The sequence below is a fragment of the Roseovarius litoreus genome, assembly GCF_900142765.1.
Taxonomy (GTDB): domain Bacteria; phylum Pseudomonadota; class Alphaproteobacteria; order Rhodobacterales; family Rhodobacteraceae; genus Roseovarius; species Roseovarius litoreus.
Genome location: NZ_FRCB01000015.1, coordinates 12,867 through 32,965, shown reverse-complemented (window position 1 = coordinate 32,965; position 20,099 = coordinate 12,867). Strand labels below are relative to the sequence as shown.

Below are 20,099 nucleotides of genomic sequence, written 5' to 3'. Positions count from 1 at the left end.
TTCTGGCGTCTCTCGTTTCCCAGCCATTCTCTGGTCCTCCAAATTGCAGGATAATCCTATCCCGGTTGGTGGACCACTTCACTGGGGGCAGCTCAGTTCACATCACCACGCAACACCCACCACAAGCACCAATACCGCGAGAGCGGTTTTATACTTCTTACGGATCTGAGACATTCGCCTCGAGCGCGGACAAAGTTCACATTCACTCATTGCTTGATCAGCCGCACATTAAACATAATTAACAGGGCTACGAGTAAAGGCTGATGTCGCCCCTAGCCTAATCCCATTTTCAATTCACTCGTAACTAATCGGCGCGGCTGGGGACAAGTGACTATGTCCCGTTGCAGCGTTTGCGAGGCCCCATGTGTTCGGGTTCGATCGCCCTTCGATTTGATCTAGCCCACTCGACCTCCAAACACCCGACAGAGCGCGCGCGAAGGCGATTTTGATTTGCACAAATAGTGCACATGACGACATTTAACCTGTTGAAATTATGAAACAACCTGTTCCATCCATCATCAGTGCGACAGACAATCTAGCGTTCTGCTTTATCTTCATCTTTTCTCAAACGGTTGGTGGCGGATTCTACTACGCTGGATGACGCCCCAATATCCCCAAACTTGCCCTGCTGCGACGAGTCATTGCACACGTGAGCCGCACATGAAAATGGCCTTCATCACCAAGTTCCGTTCAGTGCCTACCGGGTCCAGATCAGACGAAAGGGCTGCCAAGCGAGCGCGACGTTCCTTCGTCGCTTAGCAGCCTTAAGTATGCAAATCCTACAAGTTCAAAGACTATTTCATCGCCTTGCCAAAGCCTGTCGCCTGTTCATACGCAAACGCCTGAGCGAGCAATTCCGCTTCGTCCCACAGCCGACCGAGGAAGATCAGTTCAAACGGTGCCGAGGATGCATAGACGCCGGCGGGCACTGTCACCCCTGGAAGCCCTGCAATATTCAGTTCTCCGACAGTCGTTTCCTGGATCGTTTCGCCGGAATGCAGGCCCGGCAATTCTTGCCGCATTTGGGGAAAGACAAGAGAATCCAAGCTATTTTCGCGGAAGACAGTCTCCAGGATATCCAGATAAGCTGCCTTCAGGGCTATGAACTCCGGCATGGCCGGAGGCGCAGTAGGGTCGCGCATAGCCGCCTGGAAATCCGGGAGCGAATTCAGGAAATACAACACGCCCTTGGGTCCAAAGGGATTCTCTTCGGATGTCGCTTCGGCAAATTCAGCAAAAGTCTTGAGCGCGGCATCAGGACCGAGGCGCTGCAGGTAACACTGCAAATCATACGCGATCGACTCCAATCCCCGTCCATCGAAATTCGGTGTCGGCGCCGTGGGCTGACGCAAATCCGCAAAGCCGCTCCCGGCAAACGGATCTTCGACCAGAATGGCGCCGGCAGCTGTCAGCTCTTCTTGGGCCCGTTCATAGAGTGCCGTTGTTTCAGGGCAAAGCGGCTGATTGCGCCAACCTGCGCCGTACAATCCGATCCGCTTGCCTTTCAGCGCGTCTGTAGAAAGCGCGGCAGTATAGCCTTTGGCAGGAATTTTCCCCACGCTCGCCAGTGTTTTGGGATCTTCGCTGCTGTAGCCTGCGAGGATATCAAGGCATATGGCCGCATCAGTGACTGTGCGTGCAATCGGACCGACCACGTCACGATTGGCGGACAAGGGCACGACACCGGCATTCGGCACCAGACCAATTGTCGGCTTGATTCCCACCAAACCTTGCGCCGAGGCCGGGTTCTGAATGGACCCGCCTGTTTCCTCTGCCAGACCGAGCACACACATCTTCGCGGCAACCGCTGCGGCTGTTCCTGCACTGGAGCCGCCGGGAACACGGTCTTCTATGGCAACATTCAGTGTCGGTCCGGCCCAACTGTCATTTGCGTGGCTCCCCGTGTGGCTGAGTACCGGGACATTCGTCTTGCCGATAATGACCGCATCAGCCGCGCGCAGCCTTGCCACAACGGGACTGTCGGTCGCAGGCATCAGATCGACCCCACCAGTCCCCGAATATAGCAATCGCCATCCCGCCGTCGTTGGGAAACCGACCATATCCATGGGGTCTTTCACCACGACAGGAACCCCTGCCAGCGGCCCGAGATCCTCGCCCTCCGCAATCCGACGATCTACGTCACGCGCGGTCTCTAGCGCAGCGTCTTTGTTGTGAAAGATGATCGCGTTGTATTTGGGATTCGTCACCTCGACCTGCGCGAGCGATGCAAGAGTAAGCTCCTCAGCGGTGAATGCACCGCTGCGAAGGCCCTCTTGGATCCCTTTGACTGTGAGGCTGGCCAGGTCGATGGATGCGGCGCCTGCCGGAACTGTTGTGTCATCGGTCATGATATGTCCTTTCATGTTGAGAATTTCAGGAAGCTGTGAGGTCGCGCCTTAAGAGGCTTGCTCTGATACGTCCGGACGGCGGCGGGTTCTTCAATCGAGGCTCCATGGTCCGAAACACTGATTGAGAATGCTATTTCAGATAGCGCTTCGCGATTGACGCGCCGACGCTATATTTCGGGTCCACCATGTTCCCCAGACGAACCTTCCCGCACATTGTCAGAAGCATATAGGCGTCGACTTCGCTCTGATCGGTCTCCAGCGCCAGCCAACGAACGAGTTCGCGATAGGCGATACGTGTGGCATCCTCCAGTGGACGGGCGGAGCCGATGAACATCATCATGTCCTCGGTTTCCAGCTGCGGCCAGCTGTTGCCATGCCCCTTTATCAGGTCGATCTGCAATTCCACCGTTGCGGGAATTTCAAGCGCGACTCCGCAAAGCTCCCCATCCCCTTGAATTGCATGACAATCGCCAAGGTAAAGATATCCACCCTCGCGATTGACCGGCAAATAGATGATCGCGCCCGGTGCAACATCCGGCATATCCATGTTGCCGCCGTAATAGTCCGGCTGAAGCGAGGAAATCGCCTCAATTTCGGGCGAGGTGCCGATGGTTCCGATAAACGGCTCATAGGGCAACACCAATCGGTCAGACCAGTGAATGCCAGTTTCATCGACGCGAACCTTTTTGACCACTTCAGCCAGCGGCGCGTTCAACATCGCAGTGTTTCCGGTTCCGACAAGACCGCCGAATTCCGGAATGAGACAAGTTGTACCAACTGGCTGCGGACCACGCGGCTTGATGGATATGATCCGCACCGCAAGAGCATCCCCCTTTTCCGCACCTTCCACATGGATCGGACCCGTCTGCGGATTGAGATACGGAAAATTCAACCGTTCGGAAGGCTTGTCGCTTTCGCTGGTGATCTTGCCCTCGAAAGCGTCATGGGTCTCTACCGAAACCACTGCCCCCGGTGAAACTTTCAGGACAGGTTCGGCGAAAGGACCATAGACATAGTGAAACGCACCCTGGTCGGCGATCCTGATCTCGTGGTGCTCACCCGCCTTTCCCTTTGCCACGCCTTTTCGGGCCATGACAGAATGTTCCAGCCAGTTCATGCAGTGTCTCCTTTCCCATTGTCGGCCCAGAAGCAGCCAGGGTTAGTTTTCAATTGCCAGATGCGCTTATCTGGCCATCCTCAGATAAAGTGCGGGCAGTTTCGTGGGCAGCGCGTCCAATCGGTCCAACTGCAGGAAACCCCGTCGCGAGAATATTTCGCCATGACGTTGGCCGGCTGCGTGTCCCAGAGCGATGCAGAAGACATCGATCCCGGACGCGTTGAGCGACTGCACCGCGCGCTTGGCATCCATCGCGAGATAGTCAGGGTCGGACACATCCACGTCAGAAGGCTCTCCATCCGTGACGACAAGAACCAGCCTCCGATGGCACGGAATTTTGGCGAGTTTCGCGCCCGCATAGCGAATGGCTGCTCCGATCCGTGTCGAGTATCCGGCGCGCAGCCCGGAGAGCGCCATGCCCGTGAGCGGGGTCAACTCGTCCTCGAACCGCTTGACGTGGACCACGCGGAGGTCATCGCGCCCGTCCGATGAGAAAGCCGTGATCGCAAGCGGATCGCCCAACCTGTCCATCGCATGGGCAAGTATGGCCGATGCCTCGCGCAAGAGGCTGATCACACTCGCTCCAGCTGCTTCAACAGGGTCCTCGGTCGACTGGGATATATCGAGCAGCAGGTGGACCGCGATGGACCTTTCAGGCCGTGACACACCCTCATAGACGTTCTGATCGGGCGTTTGTCCGGATCTCAATTTGATAGCGGCCTCAATCGTGGCATCAAGGTCCAGCGCCCCGCCTTCCGCCTGCCGCTTCAGCCGACGTGCCCGTCCGAGAGACGCAGCACGGACCATCTCACCGATGCGCGCGAGCAGGACGGCCTGACGCTCCTTCAGCTTGTGCCAGAAAAGTGGGTCGCCGGGGCCGGGCTCGTATTCCTTCACCGTGACCCAATCAGGGCGTTCGATACCTGCCGTGAAGTCATATTCCGGCAAATGCGCCACGACACGACCGGTACTGGGTTCCACCCGGGCCGATGTGACTGTCTCGACACCGCTATCATGCGCTTGATCTGGCTGGCCCTGTTTGCGCTTTTGCGGGCTGTCCTGCGTCTCGGTTTCACGCCGGTCGAAGGTATTTATCTCGAACTGGTGTTGCTGCGGGGGCGCGTTCGGTTCAGGCGGCAAATCCCAAAGACCAAGATTGTCATCGCGGTAGGCAGGCTGCACGACATAGTTGCGGGCATTGAACTGAACCCGTGTCTGACCAAGATCATTGCCAAGGATATTTCCGATATGGCGCGACAAGGCGGGGTTACCGATCTGCTCGATGCCCTCGGTAAACATGGTCACGCCCTTTTGGACCCAGCCATGGCGGATCGGGAAGTCCGGATCGAGCAAGGCGCGAGCAAGTCGCGCAAAAAGCGATGGTGCCGTTGCCATCCCATCGGGCGAAACATCATGAAAAGGCAGCCAGAGCCGGGAAAGCCCCGGCATTTCACGCATGGCCAGATATTCGACCCGTGCATCTTCGATCAGGGATACGACGGCGATCTGCAAAGGCTTGAGTTGCCCAACTTGAAAGCTTGAACCGCCATAGGCCATATGTGCGCCGATATGGGCAAGAGCGGCCTTGTAGACCGATCTTTCACGCCCGCGGTATCCACTAAAGCTGGCAGGAAGCTGCACGACGCCGCCACCGAAGCTTGCACGCAATTCAGCATGTCCCTTGCCCAACGGAAGCGCTTCGCGAAGCGGAGGCATGCGCCCCCAAAGCGCCCTGTGACCTGCGCGCAATTCGCTCTCGAGGCTCTGGAATGTCTCTTCGCCGGCATAGCGTTCCAGAAGTCTTTGCGCTTCGGTCATTTCCAGCGAAAAGTATTGCTGTCGCTTGCGTTCGTCGCCTCCACCCAGCCGCAAACCCGATTGCACCCAAGCCTTCAAGCCGTCCAGTCCAAGACGCTCATCCAGCATCTCGGCTCTTGCAAGCAGAGGCTCCACTGACTCCGGCGCGGCGTTGACAAGCGAAATGACAAGCTGGACCCAACTGGAAAACGCCTGCGGCGTCCCAAGCCTGCGAGACATCGGAACCGCCAGGTCAAGGAAGACTGCCGCCGTCCGGGGACTGCTCCGTATCGCGATGCGCGATGCCGCCGGAGCAAGGGCCAGCGCCTGATCCGTGCCGACTAGCCTCGAGACATCTGGCGCCGCCTGCCTGAAGCTGCGTGGCACTGCAACCCCATATCCCGCCTTGGTCAGACGATCATGTGCCGCCAGGAACTCCGTCAGCGTATGACCGGGAAACGCGGATCGCGTTGCCGCCTGAACCAGGGTATTGGGCGCCGCGGCCGCCATATCAGCTACAGGCATCGACCGCAGCCTCGAGTGCGGCGCGCATGTCGGGGTCGTCGGTTATGGGGGTGATCATGGCCAAGCGACATGCCTCAGGCAGTGTCAGGCCCTGCTGCATCAACCGCCCGGTATGGATCAGCATCCGCGTAGAGGCCCCCTCGCTCAGGCCCTGCCCTCGCAGATTGCGACTTTTCTCGCCAATCTTGACCAGCACCGCAGCGGTCGAAGTGGGTATATCGGCTTCCGAGGCAACGATCGAGGTCTCGATCTCGGCTACAGGGTAGTCAAAATCCAAGGCACAGAACCGCTGCTTGGTGGATTCCTTGAGATCCTTAAGCACAGATTGATAGCCAGGGTTGTATGAAATCACGAGTTGAAAATCAGGATGCGCCCGTACCAACTCGCCCTTCTTTTCAAGTGGCAGAATGCGTCTGTCATCGGTCAGCGCATGAATGATGACCGTCGTATCCTGCCGGGCTTCCACAATCTCGTCGAGATAACAGATCCCGCCATGACGAACGGCAAGCGTCAAAGGACCATCCTGCCAAATCGTGCCATCCGGTCCCAGCAGATAACGTCCGACAAGATCGGAAGCTGTCATGTCCTCATGGCACGACACTGTGACGAGCGGTCGATCAAGTCGCGACGCCATATGTTCGACAAACCGCGTCTTCCCACAGCCTGTCGGTCCTTTCAGCATGACCGGTAGCCGCACAGAATAGGCCGCGGTAAATTGCGCAACCTCTTCTCCCGTCGGGTGCCATTTGGGTTCTTCCGTCAAACGATAGGCATCAAGCAGAGGGCTGGTTGTCATGATCTCTCCATCGGTGAAGTCGCTGGCGGCAACGGGCCGCCAGCGCATCCGGGTTCAAACACCCGGATCTGGGAACGAAGGTCAGCGATGCGCTTTGTCCGTGCTCTCGTTTGGCAGGCCTTCGATGGGCGATTCAGACGTCCCCACCGTGGGGCGGGTCATCGCCTCGACCATTTCACGCGTGCCATCGGGGTCTTCGACCCATTTGCGGTAGAAGTCATAGGGAAGCTCTGCCACGCCCTTATCCCCATCACCCGAGTTGATCATGCCGGTGTAGCCACGGTGAACCAGCTTGAACAAATGGTTGTTGGATTGCATCGTGCGACGCGCGTCGCGGATCATGGACACGGAGAGCTGAGCGAACTGGATGCCCATTTCCTCTGTACCGCACTCACCGAGCGTGCGCCCGTCAAAGCCGATGATGCTGGAATGACCGAAGTAGCTGTAGACCCCGTCAAAGCCAGTGGCATTGGCGACAGCCACGTAACTGTTGTTTGCCCAAGCCATGGCCTTGGCCATGACAATCTGCTGATCCTTCGCCGGATACATGTAGCCCTGACAACGAATGATCAGTTCCGCACCCTTCATGGCACAATCCCGCCAGATCTCTGGGTAGTTGCCATCATCGCAGATAATGAGGCTGATTTTCATGCCCTTGGGGCCTTCGCTGACATAGGTGCAGTTGCCCGGATACCAGCCCTCTATCGGAACCCAAGGCATGATCTTGCGATATTTCTGTACGATCTCGCCCTTGTTGTTCATCAGGATGAGCGTGTTATAGGGGGCCTTCTTGGGATGCTCCTCGTGGCGTTCCCCGGTCAGCGAGAACACAGCCCAGACATTCGCCTCGCGACAGGCGGCCGCAAATATTTCGGTTTCTTCCCCTGGGATAGCCGCAGCCGTCTCGTACATTTCGGTTTCGTCGTACATGATCCCTTGGGTCGAATATTCAGGGAAAATCGCCAGATCCATGCCAGGCAATCCCTTTTTCATACCCTTGAGCATGTCGGCGATCTTGTGGCAGTTTTCGATCACTTCTGCTTTGGTATGCATTCGAGGCATCTTGTAGTTGACGACGGCGACGCCGACCGTGTCATTGCTGCTTCCGATATCACCATGATACATCTCGTCTCTCCTCTTTCGTCACATGCGTGCCGGCGAAGCGCAAAAACAAAGCCAGCACTGGTTTAACCACGGGACCGTTTCCCGCAGCGATAAAAGCCGACCACCGCTATTTGCGGCGTGCCACGGGAGTGTCTCCGGTCATTGCCTGGCGCGCGGCCATCCAAATGGCCTTGAGCGCACGACTGAGAGCGACCCCGTCCTCTGCAAGAAAGCGCAATATGGTCACCTCGCGATCTGCGAGGTTTGACAGACCCGCATAGACGCCCTGAACGCTGGCAGCCGCATCGAGCATCGCCGCACCGGGCCGCGTATCGCCAGCGACAAGCATCATCCCGGCACAGCGATAGCCCCCGGTGCGGGTCAGCCAGTCGGCACCCTGTAATTCGAACCGGTCCAGCAAAAGCATTTTGCCCGCAGCCGTTATCGCAACCTCGCACTCCAACGTATTGAAAGGTCGGCCATTTTCTTCGGGGTCATGACAAAGCTGCGCGTCAGCCAAAAGGACTTTCGCACCATCGGCCAGATTTGCATGGATACGGGTCTTGAGCCTTGATCCAGCCATCATGATCGCTGGATCCGGCAAGTATTCCAAAAGAGCCCCCGCCCCCACGTCCAGTGATATGGTCTGGCAGGCCCCGTCGCGCCCCCGCGCATCATGCACAACGGTTGATGCCTGCGTGGTCAGGTGAACCGCTGCGCCGGGCTTCAGACCGACAGACAATGCCAGATCATCGTCCCCATATATCCCCCCGGAAGAGCTTTGCAGGTACAGCGTGACCATTCCTTGAGGGTCGCAGGGATGACGAAACGGGCGCGTGATGTGAAACGGATGCGGCGTGTGCTGGCGCATCAGATGCGTCCGCCCCGAGATGGCGGCAAAGGTCAACTCGCCGTGCACGCTGCGTGCCCGGGAAGGGGCGTGTGCCACGTTCATGCCACAACCTGCCGAAACAGAAGGTCCCGCGCGATCGCGTCGGCGATATCGGTCAAGCCCACTGTCTGCGCGCCTTTGCAGCGACAGCCGATGACAGGTTTTCCCGCACGCACGTCACGCGCTTCCGACAGGATCGACGCGGCATCGACGAAGACATGCGGCGCGATATCCAGCTTGTTGATGACAAGCAGATCGCACAGCATGATCCCCGGCCCGCGCTTGCGCGGGATGTCGTCCCCCTGCCCCACATCAATGACGAACATCCACCAGTCCACCAGATCGAGCGAGAAGGTTGACGCAAGATTGTCCCCGCCGCTTTCGATCAGGATCAGATCCAGATCGGGAAACCGTGCCTCCAGATCGTCCGCCGCAGCGATGTTCAGTGTCGGATCCTCTCGAATTACGGTATGCGGACAGGCCCCCGCCTCCACGGCCACAACGCGCAGCGGGTCGATCAGCCCACCCGCTTGCAAGCGACGGGCATCTTCCTTGGTGACAAGATCGTTCGTCACGACCGCCACCTCGATGCCACGCTCGTGGAAAATCGGGATCAACGCCTCGATCAGGGCCGTCTTGCCCGAACCGACAGGGCCTCCGATACCCACGCGCGCGGGTCCTGTTGCAAGGCGTTCGGTAAGAGGTGCGCTATTGATCATCGGAGCATGTACCTTTGCGTCAGGGGAAGCTCCGTCGCGGGTTCACAGGTAGCCAGAACGCCATCAACGAAGACATCAAATGTCGCCGGATCAACGCGGATATCCGGAAGCGCGTCGTTCAGCAGCATGTCCCGCTTGCTCAAGCCACGGCAGCCGACTGCCGGCAACAACGGCTTGCAGATGTCCAGTTCCTCTTGCAGCCCGCCCTCGATGGCACGCGGGTTCACGAAGCAGGCGCCAAGCGTCGGGGCTGCACGACCAAAAGCGCCCCATTGCGGTCTCATGACAAGTGGCTCGCAGGTCATCAGCGATGCAGCGCTGTCGCCCATCGCACCCCATGCGATGAAGCCTCCCTTGACCACAAGTTCGGGCTTTATGCCGAAATAGCCGGGACGCCACAGAACGATATCGGCCATCTTTCCGGGCTCTATCGAGCCGACATGTGCCTCTATCCCGAAGCACCTCGCGGCATTGATCGTGTATTTGGCAATGTAGCGCTTGATCCTGAGGTTATCTCCCTTCGCGGAAGTTTCCTCGGGCAATCTTCCCCGTTGTACCCGCATCTTGGATGCAAGCTGCCATGTCCGGCAGATCACCTCGTGAATGCGCCCCATGCCCTGGCTGTCCGACCCCAGCATCGAGATCGCCCCCATATCATGCAGAATGTCTTCGGCGGCGATGGTCTGCGCACGGATCCGGCTTTCGGCGAAAGCCACGTCCTCGGGGATCGACGGGTTCAGATGGTGGCATACCATCGTCATGTCGAGATGTTCGTCGAACGTGTTGACGGTAAAGGGATTGGTCGGATTGGTAGAAGACGGAAGGCAATTCGCTATGCCCGCGACGCGGATTATGTCCGGTGCATGCCCGCCCCCGGCCCCTTCGGTGTGGTACATGTGGATGACGCGGTCGCCGATCGCCGCAAGCGTATTCTCCAGAAACCCGCTTTCATTGAGCGTGTCGGTATGGATCTGAACCTGAAAATCCAACTCGTCGGCAACACTGAGGCAAGTATCGATGGCGGCAGGCATCGCACCCCAATCCTCGTGGATCTTCAGCCCAAGCGCACCCTTTCGGATTTGTTCATGCATCGCTTCGGGACGATGCGCATTGCCGCGTCCCAGAAACCCGAAATTCATCGGCCATTCCTGGGACGCCTGAATCATCTTGCCGACATTGAAGACACCGCCGCAATCGATCCCCACCGTGATCGGGCCAAGCGATCCGCCCAGCATGGTCGTGATGCCGGAAGACATCGCGTGTTCCACAAGCTGTGCGCTATCGAAATGCACATGCACATCAATTGCGCCAGCTGTCGCTATCAGGCCCTCGGCGTCACGCACCGTGGTGCTCGCCCCCACAATCAGGCGCGGGTCCACACCATTCATGACATCGGGATTGCCGGCCTTGCCAATGGCCACGATACGACCATCCTTGATGCCGATATCGCCCTTGACGATACCCGCCACTGCATCGATCACCACCACGTTGCAGATCAGCATGTCCAAAGCGCCCTGAGCACTTGTCACGCCCACAGCCATGCCCAGACCATCGCGCAGGGTCTTGCCTCCACCGTGCAGGCATTCATCACCGTAGGATGTGTAGTCGTGCTCGATCTCAGCCCATAGTTCTGTATCGGCCAGCCGGATCATGTCACCCTTGGTCGGGCCAAACATCGCGGCATAGTCTGCTCGGGTCATCGATACCATGGTCAGGCTCCCTTGAATCCTGCGGCGCGCGCACGCTCCAAAGCCGCCTCTTTGCCTTCACCTCGCGTCAGGTTGTTCAGTCCCGTCAGGTGCTTGTTGCCCCCAAAACTGCACAGCGTGACTTCCTTTTCCTGCCCCGGCTCGAAACGAACCGCCGTCCCTGCAGGAATATCGAGCCGGAAGCCAAAAGCGGCCGCACGGTCGAAATCGAGCGCCTTGTTCGTTTCGAAGAAGTGATAGTGGCTGCCAACCTGAACCGGGCGATCGCCGGTGTTTTTCACCGTCAAGGTTGTCTTTTCACGGCCTGCATTGAGTTCGATCTCGCCCTCGGCTGCGCGAATTTCGCCCGGACGACCCACCGTATCGTCAACCGGCAAGTCACCGGGACGGATCGGATCATGCACCGTCACCAGTTTCGTGCCGTCGGGAAAGACCGCCTCCACCTGGATCATCGGCAAAAGGTCTGCGACACCGGGCATCACATCATCGGTGCTCAGCACGGTCGAGCCGAAACTGATCATGGCAGCGACCGAAGAGCCGTCGCGCGCACCTTCAAGGATTTCGTCTGCAATCAGCGCCACCGCCTCCGGCGCATTCAGCCGCAGGCCGCGCGCTCGTCGCTTGCGGGCAAGTTCCGCTGCGGTGAAGATCGTCAATCGCTCAAGTTCCGTGGGTGTCAGCAGCATGGATCAAACTTTCATCATGTGGCGAACAGGTTGGCATTGCCCGTGCTTCGGCGCAGGGCCGCGATCTCTGCGAAAGGTGAAAACGCTCCGGGACGCGCCGGAACCGGGCTATCAAGGATGTCAGCCATCTGTGGCGCGGCGGCGGCCAGAACGGCTTGGGCCTCTATTGCGCCAAGCCGCCCCAAACGTATGGCCGCCGAAACGAACCCCATCGTGACAGTGTGCAGCGCGCTCATTTCGGTCTGAGCGGCACTCAAACCAAGTCCGAACCCGATCAGCCCCTGCACCACGGGTTCATACCCGCTCCTATCCCGCAAATCCGGCCCACTTGTCGCCGCGCGATATTCTGCCGTGCCCCGTGTCCCGATCCGGGCGTGCACCGAGAGAAGCGATCTGCCGATACGCCGTGCCGCCTCGGCCAAACGGTCTGCACTGTTTTGAGCATGACAGCGCTCGTCGATCTCGGCCAATCGCGCGATGTCCGCCTCGGCGGCATAGGCCGCGTGCAGGAAAGGGCGGTCGAAACTTGCCCAACGGGGCAGAACCTGACCCGTCAGAACAGCACGGATATCCGTGGCATCGTGTATGCGCCCCTCGTTCACTAGGGTTTCCAAACCGGACGAAAACGCGAACGCACCAGAGGGAAAGGCCGAATCCGAAACCTGCAACAGCCGAATGACGGTGCCAGTATTCGACGTCATCCCGCCTCTCCGTTATCAGACAAAAGAGTAACGGCACCCTCTTCCAGAAGGCCCTCCAGACGCTCCAGATAGACGTGCTCTTCGGTTTCCACTGCAACGCAGAGGTCGTTCTCTTCGAAGCGAACACGCCAGTGCAGGTTGCCACAGAAATACCCGAGCCTGAGCGCCGCAGCCGCATCGCGCGGCGCCAGTCGGATCCAGCGCTCTGTCTCGACGCGCACAACCAGCGCGCTGTCCTCTTTCAGCGCCAGCAAAGCACCCTCGAACAGCTTCTGGTCACGGGGCAAGGCAATCGCGACCTCGCGACCTGCGTCCGTCCGGATCCGGAGTCGACGGCGTGCAAGGTCGGCGCGAGACAGCCGCACGACATCCACAGCGTGTTTATGCGCCAGATGGTGCAGCGCATCGTGATGCTCCGGCGCGTCTGCGGTTCCGAGTATGGAGGTGTAGATTTCCATCAGATCGCCATGTGCCGCGAAACGATCTCGTCGGTCAGGTCTTCGATTTTTCCTGCAGAGACCGTGGTTCCGTTCTCGATCATGGCGAACGTGCTTGCCGCACGTTTTGCAAAATCGACATTCTGCTCCACCAGAAGGATTGTCAGCCCAAGCTCCGTGTTCAGTCGGATGATGCAATCCTCGATCTGGTGCACGATATTTGGCTGGATACCCTCCGTCGGCTCATCCATGAGCAAGATCTTCGGATCGCACGCCAGGGCGCGCGCAATGGCCAGTTGCTGTTGCTGGCCGCCGGACAGCACACCGCCGGGGCGTTCAAGATTTTCCATCAGGTAGGGAAACAACTCCGCGACGATCTCTGGAATGCGGCGCTGACCGGAGGCGGCGAACCCTCCCATCAGGATATTCTCGCGAATGCTGAAATCTGGGATGATCATGCGGCCCTGCGGCACATAGGCAATACCCGCACGTGCCCTGGCGAAGGTGGGCATGGACCCGATCTCGACCCCGGACAGGTCGATCCGCCCCTCGGTACGGTCTGTCAGCCCGATGATGGTGCGCAAAAGCGTTGTTTTGCCCACCCCGTTACGCCCGAGGATCGCTACGATCTGCCCCTCTGGGGCATCGAAGTTCAAATCATGCAATGCCTGACTGCGGCCATAGAAGCTGTTGACGTTGCGAAGAACCAGCATCAATGCAACCCTCCCGATCCAAGATAGGCGTCGCGTACGGCAGGGTCTGCCTCGATCGTCTGCATCGGCCCTTCGGCAAGCAGCTTGCCCAGATGCATAACCGTCACTTTCTCGGCAATCTTGCGCACGAAAGCCATGTCATGCTCGACCACAAGAATTGTGTGCGTGCCCTTCAAGCGCAGGATGATATCGGCGGTTTTCGAGGTTTCGCCCTGCGTCATGCCCGCCGTCGGCTCATCCAGCAAGATGACCTTCGATTGCTGCGTGATGAGCATCCCGAGTTCCAGCCATTGCATCTGGCCGTGGCTGAGATCCCCTGCCAAGGTGTCGAGCACCGCTCCCAGCCCGGTCAGGTCGATGACCTCGTCGATGCGCTTGCGGTCGGCCCGGCTCATGCCAAGCCGCAGGTTCCGAAACACACGCGGCTCATGGCTGACCGCCACTTCAAGGTTTTGCAAAACAGACAGGTCGCGGAAAACCGACGGGATCTGGAACTTGCGCCCCACCCCGGCCCGAGCAATCTCGTGCTCAGGACGATTGGTGATGTCACGACCAAAAAGGTGGACCTTCCCGCCCGTCGCCGCGGTCTTGCCGCTGATGAGGTCCATCAGCGTGGTCTTGCCAGCGCCGTTCGGGCCCAGGATGACGCGCAATTCACCGTCATCTATGACCGTGGTCATGGAATCCACAGCCTTGAAGCCGCCGAAATCAACCTCCAGCCCCTCGATCGTCAATGCAGCTTTCATGTGGTGTCCCCCTTATTCGGCTGCGGTGTGGGAAGATTGGCTGTCTTTGCCGCCTGTGCGCTGCGACAGCGCGACCACGCGGGCCAGTACGTCGCGGGCCAAGCCGGCAAGACCGCGCGGCATGTACAGGACCACCAGGACGAACACGATGCCGATGATCAGTCGCCAGGCCTGCTGGAACATCTCGCTTTCGGACACCGAGGCCTCGATCGTATTGATCAGGATGGCCCCCAAAGCGGCGCCGATCAGCGACGAGCGACCGCCGACCGCCGCCCAGACCACCATCGAGATCGAGAAGGCGATGTCGAAATAGGTGGGGGTCGCAAATTCCGATACGATGACGAAGAGCATCCCCGCAAACCCGGCGATCCCAGCCGAGACGGTGAAGAAAAAGACCTGGTAAGACGCCACGTCATAGCCAAGGTAACGGGAACGGTTCGGATCATCCCGCGTCGACTGCAGGATCAGCCCCGCGCGGGTCGAGATCAACCAGCGTGACAATAGCAGCACCACGCAGACGGAAACCGCGATGATATAATAGGTCGCGACCATGAACGGATCGAATTCGATTCCCGCGATCGTGAGCCACCCAAGATCTGTCAGGCCGTTGAACCCGTTTGTGACCGGCTGCAGATCGATGAACAAAAGCCGGGCCAGCAGCACCAGCGCCAGCGTGATGATCGCCACATAGACGCCAGACACCCGCAACCGGAAGATGGTGGAACCGATGATCAACGCAAACACAACAGGGACGACAACCGCCATGGCCATCCCGAACCATTGCGCCTGGAAGGGTATCCACAACCACGACCCTGGCGTGATGCAGCACAGATCGGTCGGCGCGCCTGGCTCTGCATTCCACAACATGAAATCGGGGATGGGCTTGTCAGAGCCCTGTTGCAGCGATGTGTAGCTTTGCAGCTTAAGCGACATCGCGATCATGTAGGCCCCAAGACCAAAGAACAGCCCCTGCCCGAGATTGAGAATGCCCGCGTAGCCCCAGGACAGCGCGATCGCGAGACCGAGCATGCCGAACACAAGGTATTTGGCGATCCGGTTCAGCCAGAACACGTCGTCCACCAGAAGCGGCAGCGCAAGGACGATGATGATGAAGGCTGCATAGACAGCCCTATCACCCAGGATGAAGATCCTGTTGGACATGATGGCTTACCTCGATTTGAAGGAGAAAAGACCACGCGGCCGCCACAGGATGATGGCAATGACCACGCCGAACACGACGGCCCGCGCAATGATGTCGTTGGAAAACACCGACACGATCCCGTTGATCTGTCCCAGAAGCGCAGAGGACAGGATTGTGCCCAACAGGCTGCCTACACCGCCAACCACGACGACCAGGAACCCGTCAACCACAACGGTGGCCCCCATGTCGGGCATCACGGTTCGGAACCCCGCCAGCAGAACGCCGGCCACGCCAGCAAGGCCTGATCCATAAGCAAAGGTCAGGGCCGATACGCGCCGCACGTCGATGCCGCAGGCCGCGGCCATCTGGGGGTTGCGCATGATCGCCCGCACCTGCACCCCGATGGCCGTGCGATACACAAGGTACCATGTCAGCGCCGTCAGCAGGATCGTGACGCACAGGATAAAGGTCCGATAGGGTTGGATGGAGAGACCCATCAGATCGAAGGGTTCCATCATGAAGGTCGGCACGCGCATGTTCTGAAGACCCGGGCCAAGCCCTTCGATGCTGATGCCGAAAAATGTCAGCCCGAATTCCAGCCTGATAAGCTGCTGCAGGATGATCGCAACGCCCCAGGTGGCAAGCAGCGTATCGATGATCCGCCCATACAACCTGCGAATGACAACCCGCTCGATCAGCAAGCCAACAAGTGCGGCGACCACAAAAGCCAAGGGCAATGACAGGAAGATATTGAAGCCAAGATGGATACCGGCCAACACCGCGGTGTAGGCGCCGATCATAACCAGCTCGCCATGCGCCATGTTGATGACGCCCATGGCGCCGTAGGTTATGGACAATCCCAACGCGATAAGCAGCAGGACAGATGTCAGCGACAGACCGATGAACAGGACTTCAAACATTGCGCCCTCCGAAAGACTTTGAGAGTGGCGGGCATCGCGTCGATGCCCGCCCTTTTGGCCTTACAGCCGTGACGAATCGAGCCCGGCAGCGGAGCAGAAGAGGTCACCATCCGTTTCGCCATAGGCGACATAGGGCAGCGGCTTGATCGGTTCGGGGTATTCGTCGATGATCTCGCCTTGGCCATCCCCGCCCCATTGCGCGATGCGCGGGGTCAGGAATGTGTGCAGGTTCTCACCATCAACAGTGACCTTGCCGTTCGGCGCATCGAAGGTCTGTCCCTTGATGCCTTCCCTGATTGCATCCGGCGTGACCTCGCCGGCTTTCTCGACGGCCTGTTTCCAGAGGTAGACCTGGAAATAGGAACATTCGAGCGCGTGCTGGGTCACCGCAGAGGAGTCATCCACGAACCGCCGGTAGCGCTCCACGAAATCGTTGTTCGCCGTCGTATCGATGGCCTGGAAATAGGGGAAGGACGTAAACGAGCCCGCGGCAACTTCCGCGCCCATCGCCGCAATCTCGATTTCCGAGGTCACGGTCGCACAGATCGGCAACTGGTCATGGGTCAGACCCTGATTGCGGAACTCACGATAGAAGGCGATGACGGAATCCCCGACCACGTTGGACAGCACGACATCGCAGCCCGACGACTTGATCCGGGACACCATCGCCCCCCATTCAGAGTGCCCCAACTCCAGGTACTCGTCGGCAACCCATTCCCCGCCATTCTGCTCGATCAGGATCTTGGAGACTTTGGCCATCTCACGCGGGTAGATGTAGTTCGACCCGACGATGAAGAATTTCTTTTTTCCCAAGGTGTTGATGATCCAAGGGATATAGTTCGACAGCTGCTGGTTCGGAACGGCGCCAGTGTAAACCACGTTCTTCGAGCACTCGAAGCCTTCGTAATAGGTCGGGTAGAACAGCATGTTGTTGCGACGCTCGAAAATCGGCAACACCGCCTTGCGCGACGCCGACGTGTAGCAACCAAACACCGTGGGGACCCGATCGCGAAGAACGAGTTTCGAGGCCCGCTCGTTGAATGTCCGGGCGTCTGAGGCACCATCTTCAACGATCGGATTGAGTTTCTTGCCCATCACGCCACCTGCGGCGTTGATTTCGTCGATTGCCATGAGCGTCGCATCTGCAAGCGATTGCTCGACGATCGACAATCCGCCCGTGAGCGAAAAGAGCACACCAACGTCAATTTCCGATTCCGCTCTTGCCGCGGAGGCCCAAAGACCTGGTCCAAGCGCGGCTGTCGCACCGTAAGCAGCTGTCTGTTTTAGAAAATTCCGGCGATTGTTCGACATTATCTTCGTCTCCATCAAGAAGTGTGTTGGGATGGGCGCATGCGAACGGGCGGCACGCCAAGAAGGTGTGTGACCGAAGTTGAAGAATGGCGTCCGCAGACGCATGCAGTGCAGGAATGACGGCATTGTTCGACGGAACGCGCGCAAGGCATGCCAGCGTGCAGTGTTCCTGCTTATTTTTGCAAAGTGTGGCCGGTATTTAGCGGCCTGCAGTCAGGGGCAGCGTTGCGCCTTCCTGCCTACGCATTCACCTACCAACATGGTTCGGCGACAGCGTGGATTGGTCAGTGCGTGGGCATCTTTGGCCACGTCCTGAGGTTACGTTACGACAGGCTGGGCCCGGACAAAAGCTCATTTGCATTGATTATTGCCTGTGCCATGTCTTCTATCGTCGTTCGCTTATACATTGCCTGCTCTCTGATTAATTTATAGGCATCTTCTTCACTGAACCCATGCATATTGATGAGAATTGCCTTTGCCTTGGCGATTACTTTCTTGCCAAGAAGCTTCTTTTCCAGCCGCGTGATTCGTTCCTGTGCCTCGAACTGGCGCAGCATGCTGGAATATCCGACCACGAGGTTGGTCAATATGCCGAAGCTGCGCACGGGCTTGGATGTGACGGCGATTGCCCCGACCTCCAGCACAAATTCAAGCATCGCAGGGTTCTCGTAATCGACCACACCTATGATTGCCGGCCCGGGCTTTTCAGATCGGCGGATCATGTTGGTGATGTCTTTCCGGCTGTCGAAGAAAAGCCCAAGAAAGACGACATCCGCATTCGGTGGGAGACGGCGCTTCGGAGGCCAGATCAGCTCGGTCCTGCAACCGATCCGCTCCATCTGTTCAAGCATCGCCCGACCGTCGCTGTCGGACGGGTGCACGATCACGACGAATAGGTCACGCAAATCCCTCAGACGGAAACGGGGCATCAGGAACTCCCGTGAGCCAAATCTGAAGGAAGCATCCAGGAGCTGTTTTCCAGCTCTACAAGATAAGGATCAGGTGCCACCGGTTCCGTGGCTTCGCGCACAATCTCAAACTCTCCATCCTCTCCGACGACAGCTACGCGAGGCCAGAGATGCGTATGATGCGTGACGCTATCCACGCGCACCGTGCCTTGAGGGGCCTCGAAGCTGAACGTGGGCAAGGTTCGGATGACCGAGTTTCGATCCGACTTGCCCGCACGGCGCACCGCCTCTGCAAAGAGCTTCACCTGGAAATATGCCGCTTCAGCCTCTGCCGAGATGGGCGCGTCCGGGCCAAAAGTCTCGCGGTAGGACTTGACGAATTCCCGATTTGCAGGAGTGTCCAGCACACTGAAATAGGGCGCGGCTTTGATATGCCCCGTCGCCGCCTCGCTTCCGAGCGCTTGTATTTCCGGCTCTCCAAAGGTCAAGGACGCGATCGGCTGCGCGGTCCGGTCGAACCCCGCCTTGTCGTAAGCCTTGTAGAACCGCACAGCCCCGTCGCCAACCAGGGTAGAAAACACCACCACCGGGCCGGCATCCTTCAGCATCGCGATGACACGTGCGATTTCTTCATCGCTTGGATCCAGAGAAATATAAACTTCATCCACGACCGTGGCCCCGCGGTTCGACAGCAGGTCGCGCATGATGCGGTTGCATTCATAGGGATAAACATAATTTGATCCGACGAAATAATAGCTTTGCCCATGGGTTTCAGTCAGATAATCCGCCAACATACCCGCATTTTGGTTGGGTGCGGCGCCTGAGTAGATGCAAAATGGCGTGTATTCGAAACCTTCATAAAGCGTTGGATAAAACAGCAGCGAGTTTCGCGATTCAACGACTGGCAACACAGCCTTGCGCGTGGACGACATGTAACAACCGAACAACGTTTCTGCCCCGGCATCCAGAAGCCGTTTGGCTTCTGTCCTGAACCGGCCGGGATTGGAGGCCGGGTCAGAGTCGAGCAACACAACCTCGCGGTCCAACAGGCCGCCCTCTGAATTTATCTGAGAAACCGCCAGCATCGCGGCCTGACGCTGCGAGCGTTCGAGCACCGCAGTGACACCGGTTTGCGAGAACAACATGCCGATTGTGACCGGCGCTCCACGAGAAGTCATCGGGACATCCATTTATGCAACAGTGCCAAAAACCGTCCAGCACTTGGGATATCGGTCACTCGTTATGCTTAGTCTGACATTTTTGCGTTGCCAAGAAAGTTGGAGGATCAGGAATTGAAATGCGCAAAATAGTGGCCCCACAACCGCGTCATGCGTCAAAAATGGCGTGACTTTAGGCGTTGTGTTTAGATTTCAGGCATTCCTGAATTTCAATCTCACATGGCCGGTTGACCTGCGGCGGCTGCCAAGTGTGTCAGGGCGAGTGTTTCACACCACCCTCCGGCTACTCGCCGCCGCGCACGCTGCGTTCAAGGGCATTCAGCAAGCCCCTCGGGGCCGCGTATATGAAAT

The 20,099-nt window shown here is 58.4% G+C and carries 18 protein-coding genes; all 18 read right to left on the bottom strand.

Annotated elements, in window-relative coordinates:
* Positions 1–794: 794 nt before the first annotated feature.
* Positions 795–2,348, bottom strand: a complete 1,554-nt coding sequence (locus tag F3H35_RS18145) for an amidase (RefSeq protein ID WP_223228477.1) — start codon at positions 2,346–2,348, stop codon at positions 795–797.
* Positions 2,349–2,478: 130 nt separating this feature from the next.
* Complete coding sequence (locus tag F3H35_RS18140) at positions 2,479–3,465, bottom strand: acetamidase/formamidase family protein (RefSeq protein ID WP_149780941.1); 987 nt, start codon at positions 3,463–3,465, stop codon at positions 2,479–2,481.
* Positions 3,466–3,531: 66 nt separating this feature from the next.
* Positions 3,532–5,418 (bottom strand): nitric oxide reductase activation protein NorD, encoded by a 1,887-nt coding sequence (locus tag F3H35_RS18135; protein WP_223228476.1) that lies wholly within the window; start codon positions 5,416–5,418, stop codon positions 3,532–3,534.
* 355 nt (positions 5,419–5,773) lie between these two features.
* Complete coding sequence (locus tag F3H35_RS18130; RefSeq protein ID WP_149780945.1) at positions 5,774–6,583, bottom strand: CbbQ/NirQ/NorQ/GpvN family protein; 810 nt, start codon at positions 6,581–6,583, stop codon at positions 5,774–5,776.
* Positions 6,584–6,664: 81 nt separating this feature from the next.
* Positions 6,665–7,708: an aliphatic amidase gene (locus tag F3H35_RS18125; protein ID WP_149780940.1), complete on the bottom strand. Its 1,044-nt coding sequence runs from the start codon at positions 7,706–7,708 to the stop codon at positions 6,665–6,667.
* A 106-nt stretch (positions 7,709–7,814) separates the two neighbouring features.
* On the bottom strand, positions 7,815–8,642 hold the full coding sequence (locus F3H35_RS18120; protein ID WP_149780939.1) for an urease accessory protein UreD: 828 nt from the start codon (positions 8,640–8,642) through the stop codon (positions 7,815–7,817).
* Positions 8,639–9,298, bottom strand: a complete 660-nt coding sequence (gene ureG, locus F3H35_RS18115; RefSeq protein WP_149780938.1) for an urease accessory protein UreG — start codon at positions 9,296–9,298, stop codon at positions 8,639–8,641. Before ureG ends, F3H35_RS18120 begins: the two co-directional genes overlap by 4 nt.
* Positions 9,295–11,007, bottom strand: a complete 1,713-nt coding sequence (gene ureC / locus F3H35_RS18110) for an urease subunit alpha (RefSeq protein WP_149780937.1) — start codon at positions 11,005–11,007, stop codon at positions 9,295–9,297. The genes ureG and ureC overlap by 4 nt, the downstream gene beginning before the upstream one ends.
* Before the next feature lie 2 nt (positions 11,008–11,009).
* Entirely contained in the window at positions 11,010–11,693 is a 684-nt protein-coding gene (locus F3H35_RS18105; protein ID WP_149780936.1) for an urease subunit beta, read from the bottom strand.
* Between the two features lie 14 nt (positions 11,694–11,707).
* Entirely contained in the window at positions 11,708–12,394 is a 687-nt protein-coding gene (locus F3H35_RS18100; protein WP_149780935.1) for an urease accessory protein UreF, read from the bottom strand.
* A complete protein-coding gene (ureE, locus tag F3H35_RS18095; protein WP_149780934.1) occupies positions 12,391–12,852 on the bottom strand; it encodes an urease accessory protein UreE in 462 nt (153 codons plus the stop codon). Before ureE ends, F3H35_RS18100 begins: the two co-directional genes overlap by 4 nt.
* Positions 12,852–13,544 carry an urea ABC transporter ATP-binding subunit UrtE gene (urtE, locus tag F3H35_RS18090; RefSeq protein ID WP_149780933.1) on the bottom strand — a complete coding sequence of 231 codons (693 nt, stop codon included), beginning with the start codon at positions 13,542–13,544 and terminating at the stop codon, positions 12,852–12,854. The genes ureE and urtE overlap by 1 nt, the downstream gene beginning before the upstream one ends.
* On the bottom strand, positions 13,544–14,290 hold the full coding sequence (gene urtD, locus F3H35_RS18085) for an urea ABC transporter ATP-binding protein UrtD (RefSeq protein WP_149780932.1): 747 nt from the start codon (positions 14,288–14,290) through the stop codon (positions 13,544–13,546). The genes urtE and urtD overlap by 1 nt, the downstream gene beginning before the upstream one ends.
* Positions 14,291–14,302: 12 nt before the next feature.
* Positions 14,303–15,451, bottom strand: coding sequence for an urea ABC transporter permease subunit UrtC (urtC, locus tag F3H35_RS18080; RefSeq protein ID WP_149780931.1), 1,149 nt, complete (start codon positions 15,449–15,451; stop codon positions 14,303–14,305).
* Between the two features lie 6 nt (positions 15,452–15,457).
* On the bottom strand, positions 15,458–16,351 hold the full coding sequence (urtB, locus tag F3H35_RS18075; protein WP_149780930.1) for an urea ABC transporter permease subunit UrtB: 894 nt from the start codon (positions 16,349–16,351) through the stop codon (positions 15,458–15,460).
* Between the two features lie 60 nt (positions 16,352–16,411).
* Positions 16,412–17,788: a transporter substrate-binding domain-containing protein gene (locus F3H35_RS18070; protein WP_223228475.1), complete on the bottom strand. Its 1,377-nt coding sequence runs from the start codon at positions 17,786–17,788 to the stop codon at positions 16,412–16,414.
* Positions 17,789–17,985: 197 nt separating this feature from the next.
* Positions 17,986–18,591: an ANTAR domain-containing response regulator gene (locus F3H35_RS18065; protein WP_149780929.1), complete on the bottom strand. Its 606-nt coding sequence runs from the start codon at positions 18,589–18,591 to the stop codon at positions 17,986–17,988.
* Positions 18,591–19,760: a transporter substrate-binding domain-containing protein gene (locus F3H35_RS18060; RefSeq protein ID WP_223228474.1), complete on the bottom strand. Its 1,170-nt coding sequence runs from the start codon at positions 19,758–19,760 to the stop codon at positions 18,591–18,593. The genes F3H35_RS18065 and F3H35_RS18060 overlap by 1 nt, the downstream gene beginning before the upstream one ends.
* Positions 19,761–20,099 lie beyond the last annotated feature (339 nt).

Excerpts from the sequence above, each read along its gene's own strand:
- F3H35_RS18145 (WP_223228477.1), bottom strand. The coding sequence starts at position 2,348 with ATGACCGATGACACAACAGTTCCGGCAGGCGCCGCATCCATCGACCTG.
- F3H35_RS18140 (WP_149780941.1), bottom strand. The coding sequence starts at position 3,465 with ATGAACTGGCTGGAACATTCTGTCATGGCCCGAAAAGGCGTGGCAAAG.
- F3H35_RS18130 (WP_149780945.1), bottom strand. The coding sequence starts at position 6,583 with ATGACAACCAGCCCTCTGCTTGATGCCTATCGTTTGACGGAAGAACCC.
- F3H35_RS18125 (WP_149780940.1), bottom strand. The coding sequence starts at position 7,708 with ATGTATCATGGTGATATCGGAAGCAGCAATGACACGGTCGGCGTCGCC.
- F3H35_RS18120 (WP_149780939.1), bottom strand. The coding sequence starts at position 8,642 with ATGAACGTGGCACACGCCCCTTCCCGGGCACGCAGCGTGCACGGCGAG.
- ureG (WP_149780938.1), bottom strand. The coding sequence starts at position 9,298 with ATGATCAATAGCGCACCTCTTACCGAACGCCTTGCAACAGGACCCGCG.
- ureC (WP_149780937.1), bottom strand. The coding sequence starts at position 11,007 with ATGGTATCGATGACCCGAGCAGACTATGCCGCGATGTTTGGCCCGACC.
- F3H35_RS18105 (WP_149780936.1), bottom strand. The coding sequence starts at position 11,693 with ATGCTGCTGACACCCACGGAACTTGAGCGATTGACGATCTTCACCGCA.
- F3H35_RS18100 (WP_149780935.1), bottom strand. The coding sequence starts at position 12,394 with ATGACGTCGAATACTGGCACCGTCATTCGGCTGTTGCAGGTTTCGGAT.
- ureE (WP_149780934.1), bottom strand. The coding sequence starts at position 12,852 with ATGGAAATCTACACCTCCATACTCGGAACCGCAGACGCGCCGGAGCAT.
- urtE (WP_149780933.1), bottom strand. The coding sequence starts at position 13,544 with ATGCTGGTTCTTCGCAACGTCAACAGCTTCTATGGCCGCAGTCAGGCA.
- urtD (WP_149780932.1), bottom strand. The coding sequence starts at position 14,290 with ATGAAAGCTGCATTGACGATCGAGGGGCTGGAGGTTGATTTCGGCGGC.
- urtC (WP_149780931.1), bottom strand. The coding sequence starts at position 15,451 with ATGTCCAACAGGATCTTCATCCTGGGTGATAGGGCTGTCTATGCAGCC.
- urtB (WP_149780930.1), bottom strand. The coding sequence starts at position 16,351 with ATGTTTGAAGTCCTGTTCATCGGTCTGTCGCTGACATCTGTCCTGCTG.
- F3H35_RS18070 (WP_223228475.1), bottom strand. The coding sequence starts at position 17,788 with ATGCCGTCATTCCTGCACTGCATGCGTCTGCGGACGCCATTCTTCAAC.
- F3H35_RS18065 (WP_149780929.1), bottom strand. The coding sequence starts at position 18,591 with ATGCCCCGTTTCCGTCTGAGGGATTTGCGTGACCTATTCGTCGTGATC.
- F3H35_RS18060 (WP_223228474.1), bottom strand. The coding sequence starts at position 19,760 with ATGGATGTCCCGATGACTTCTCGTGGAGCGCCGGTCACAATCGGCATG.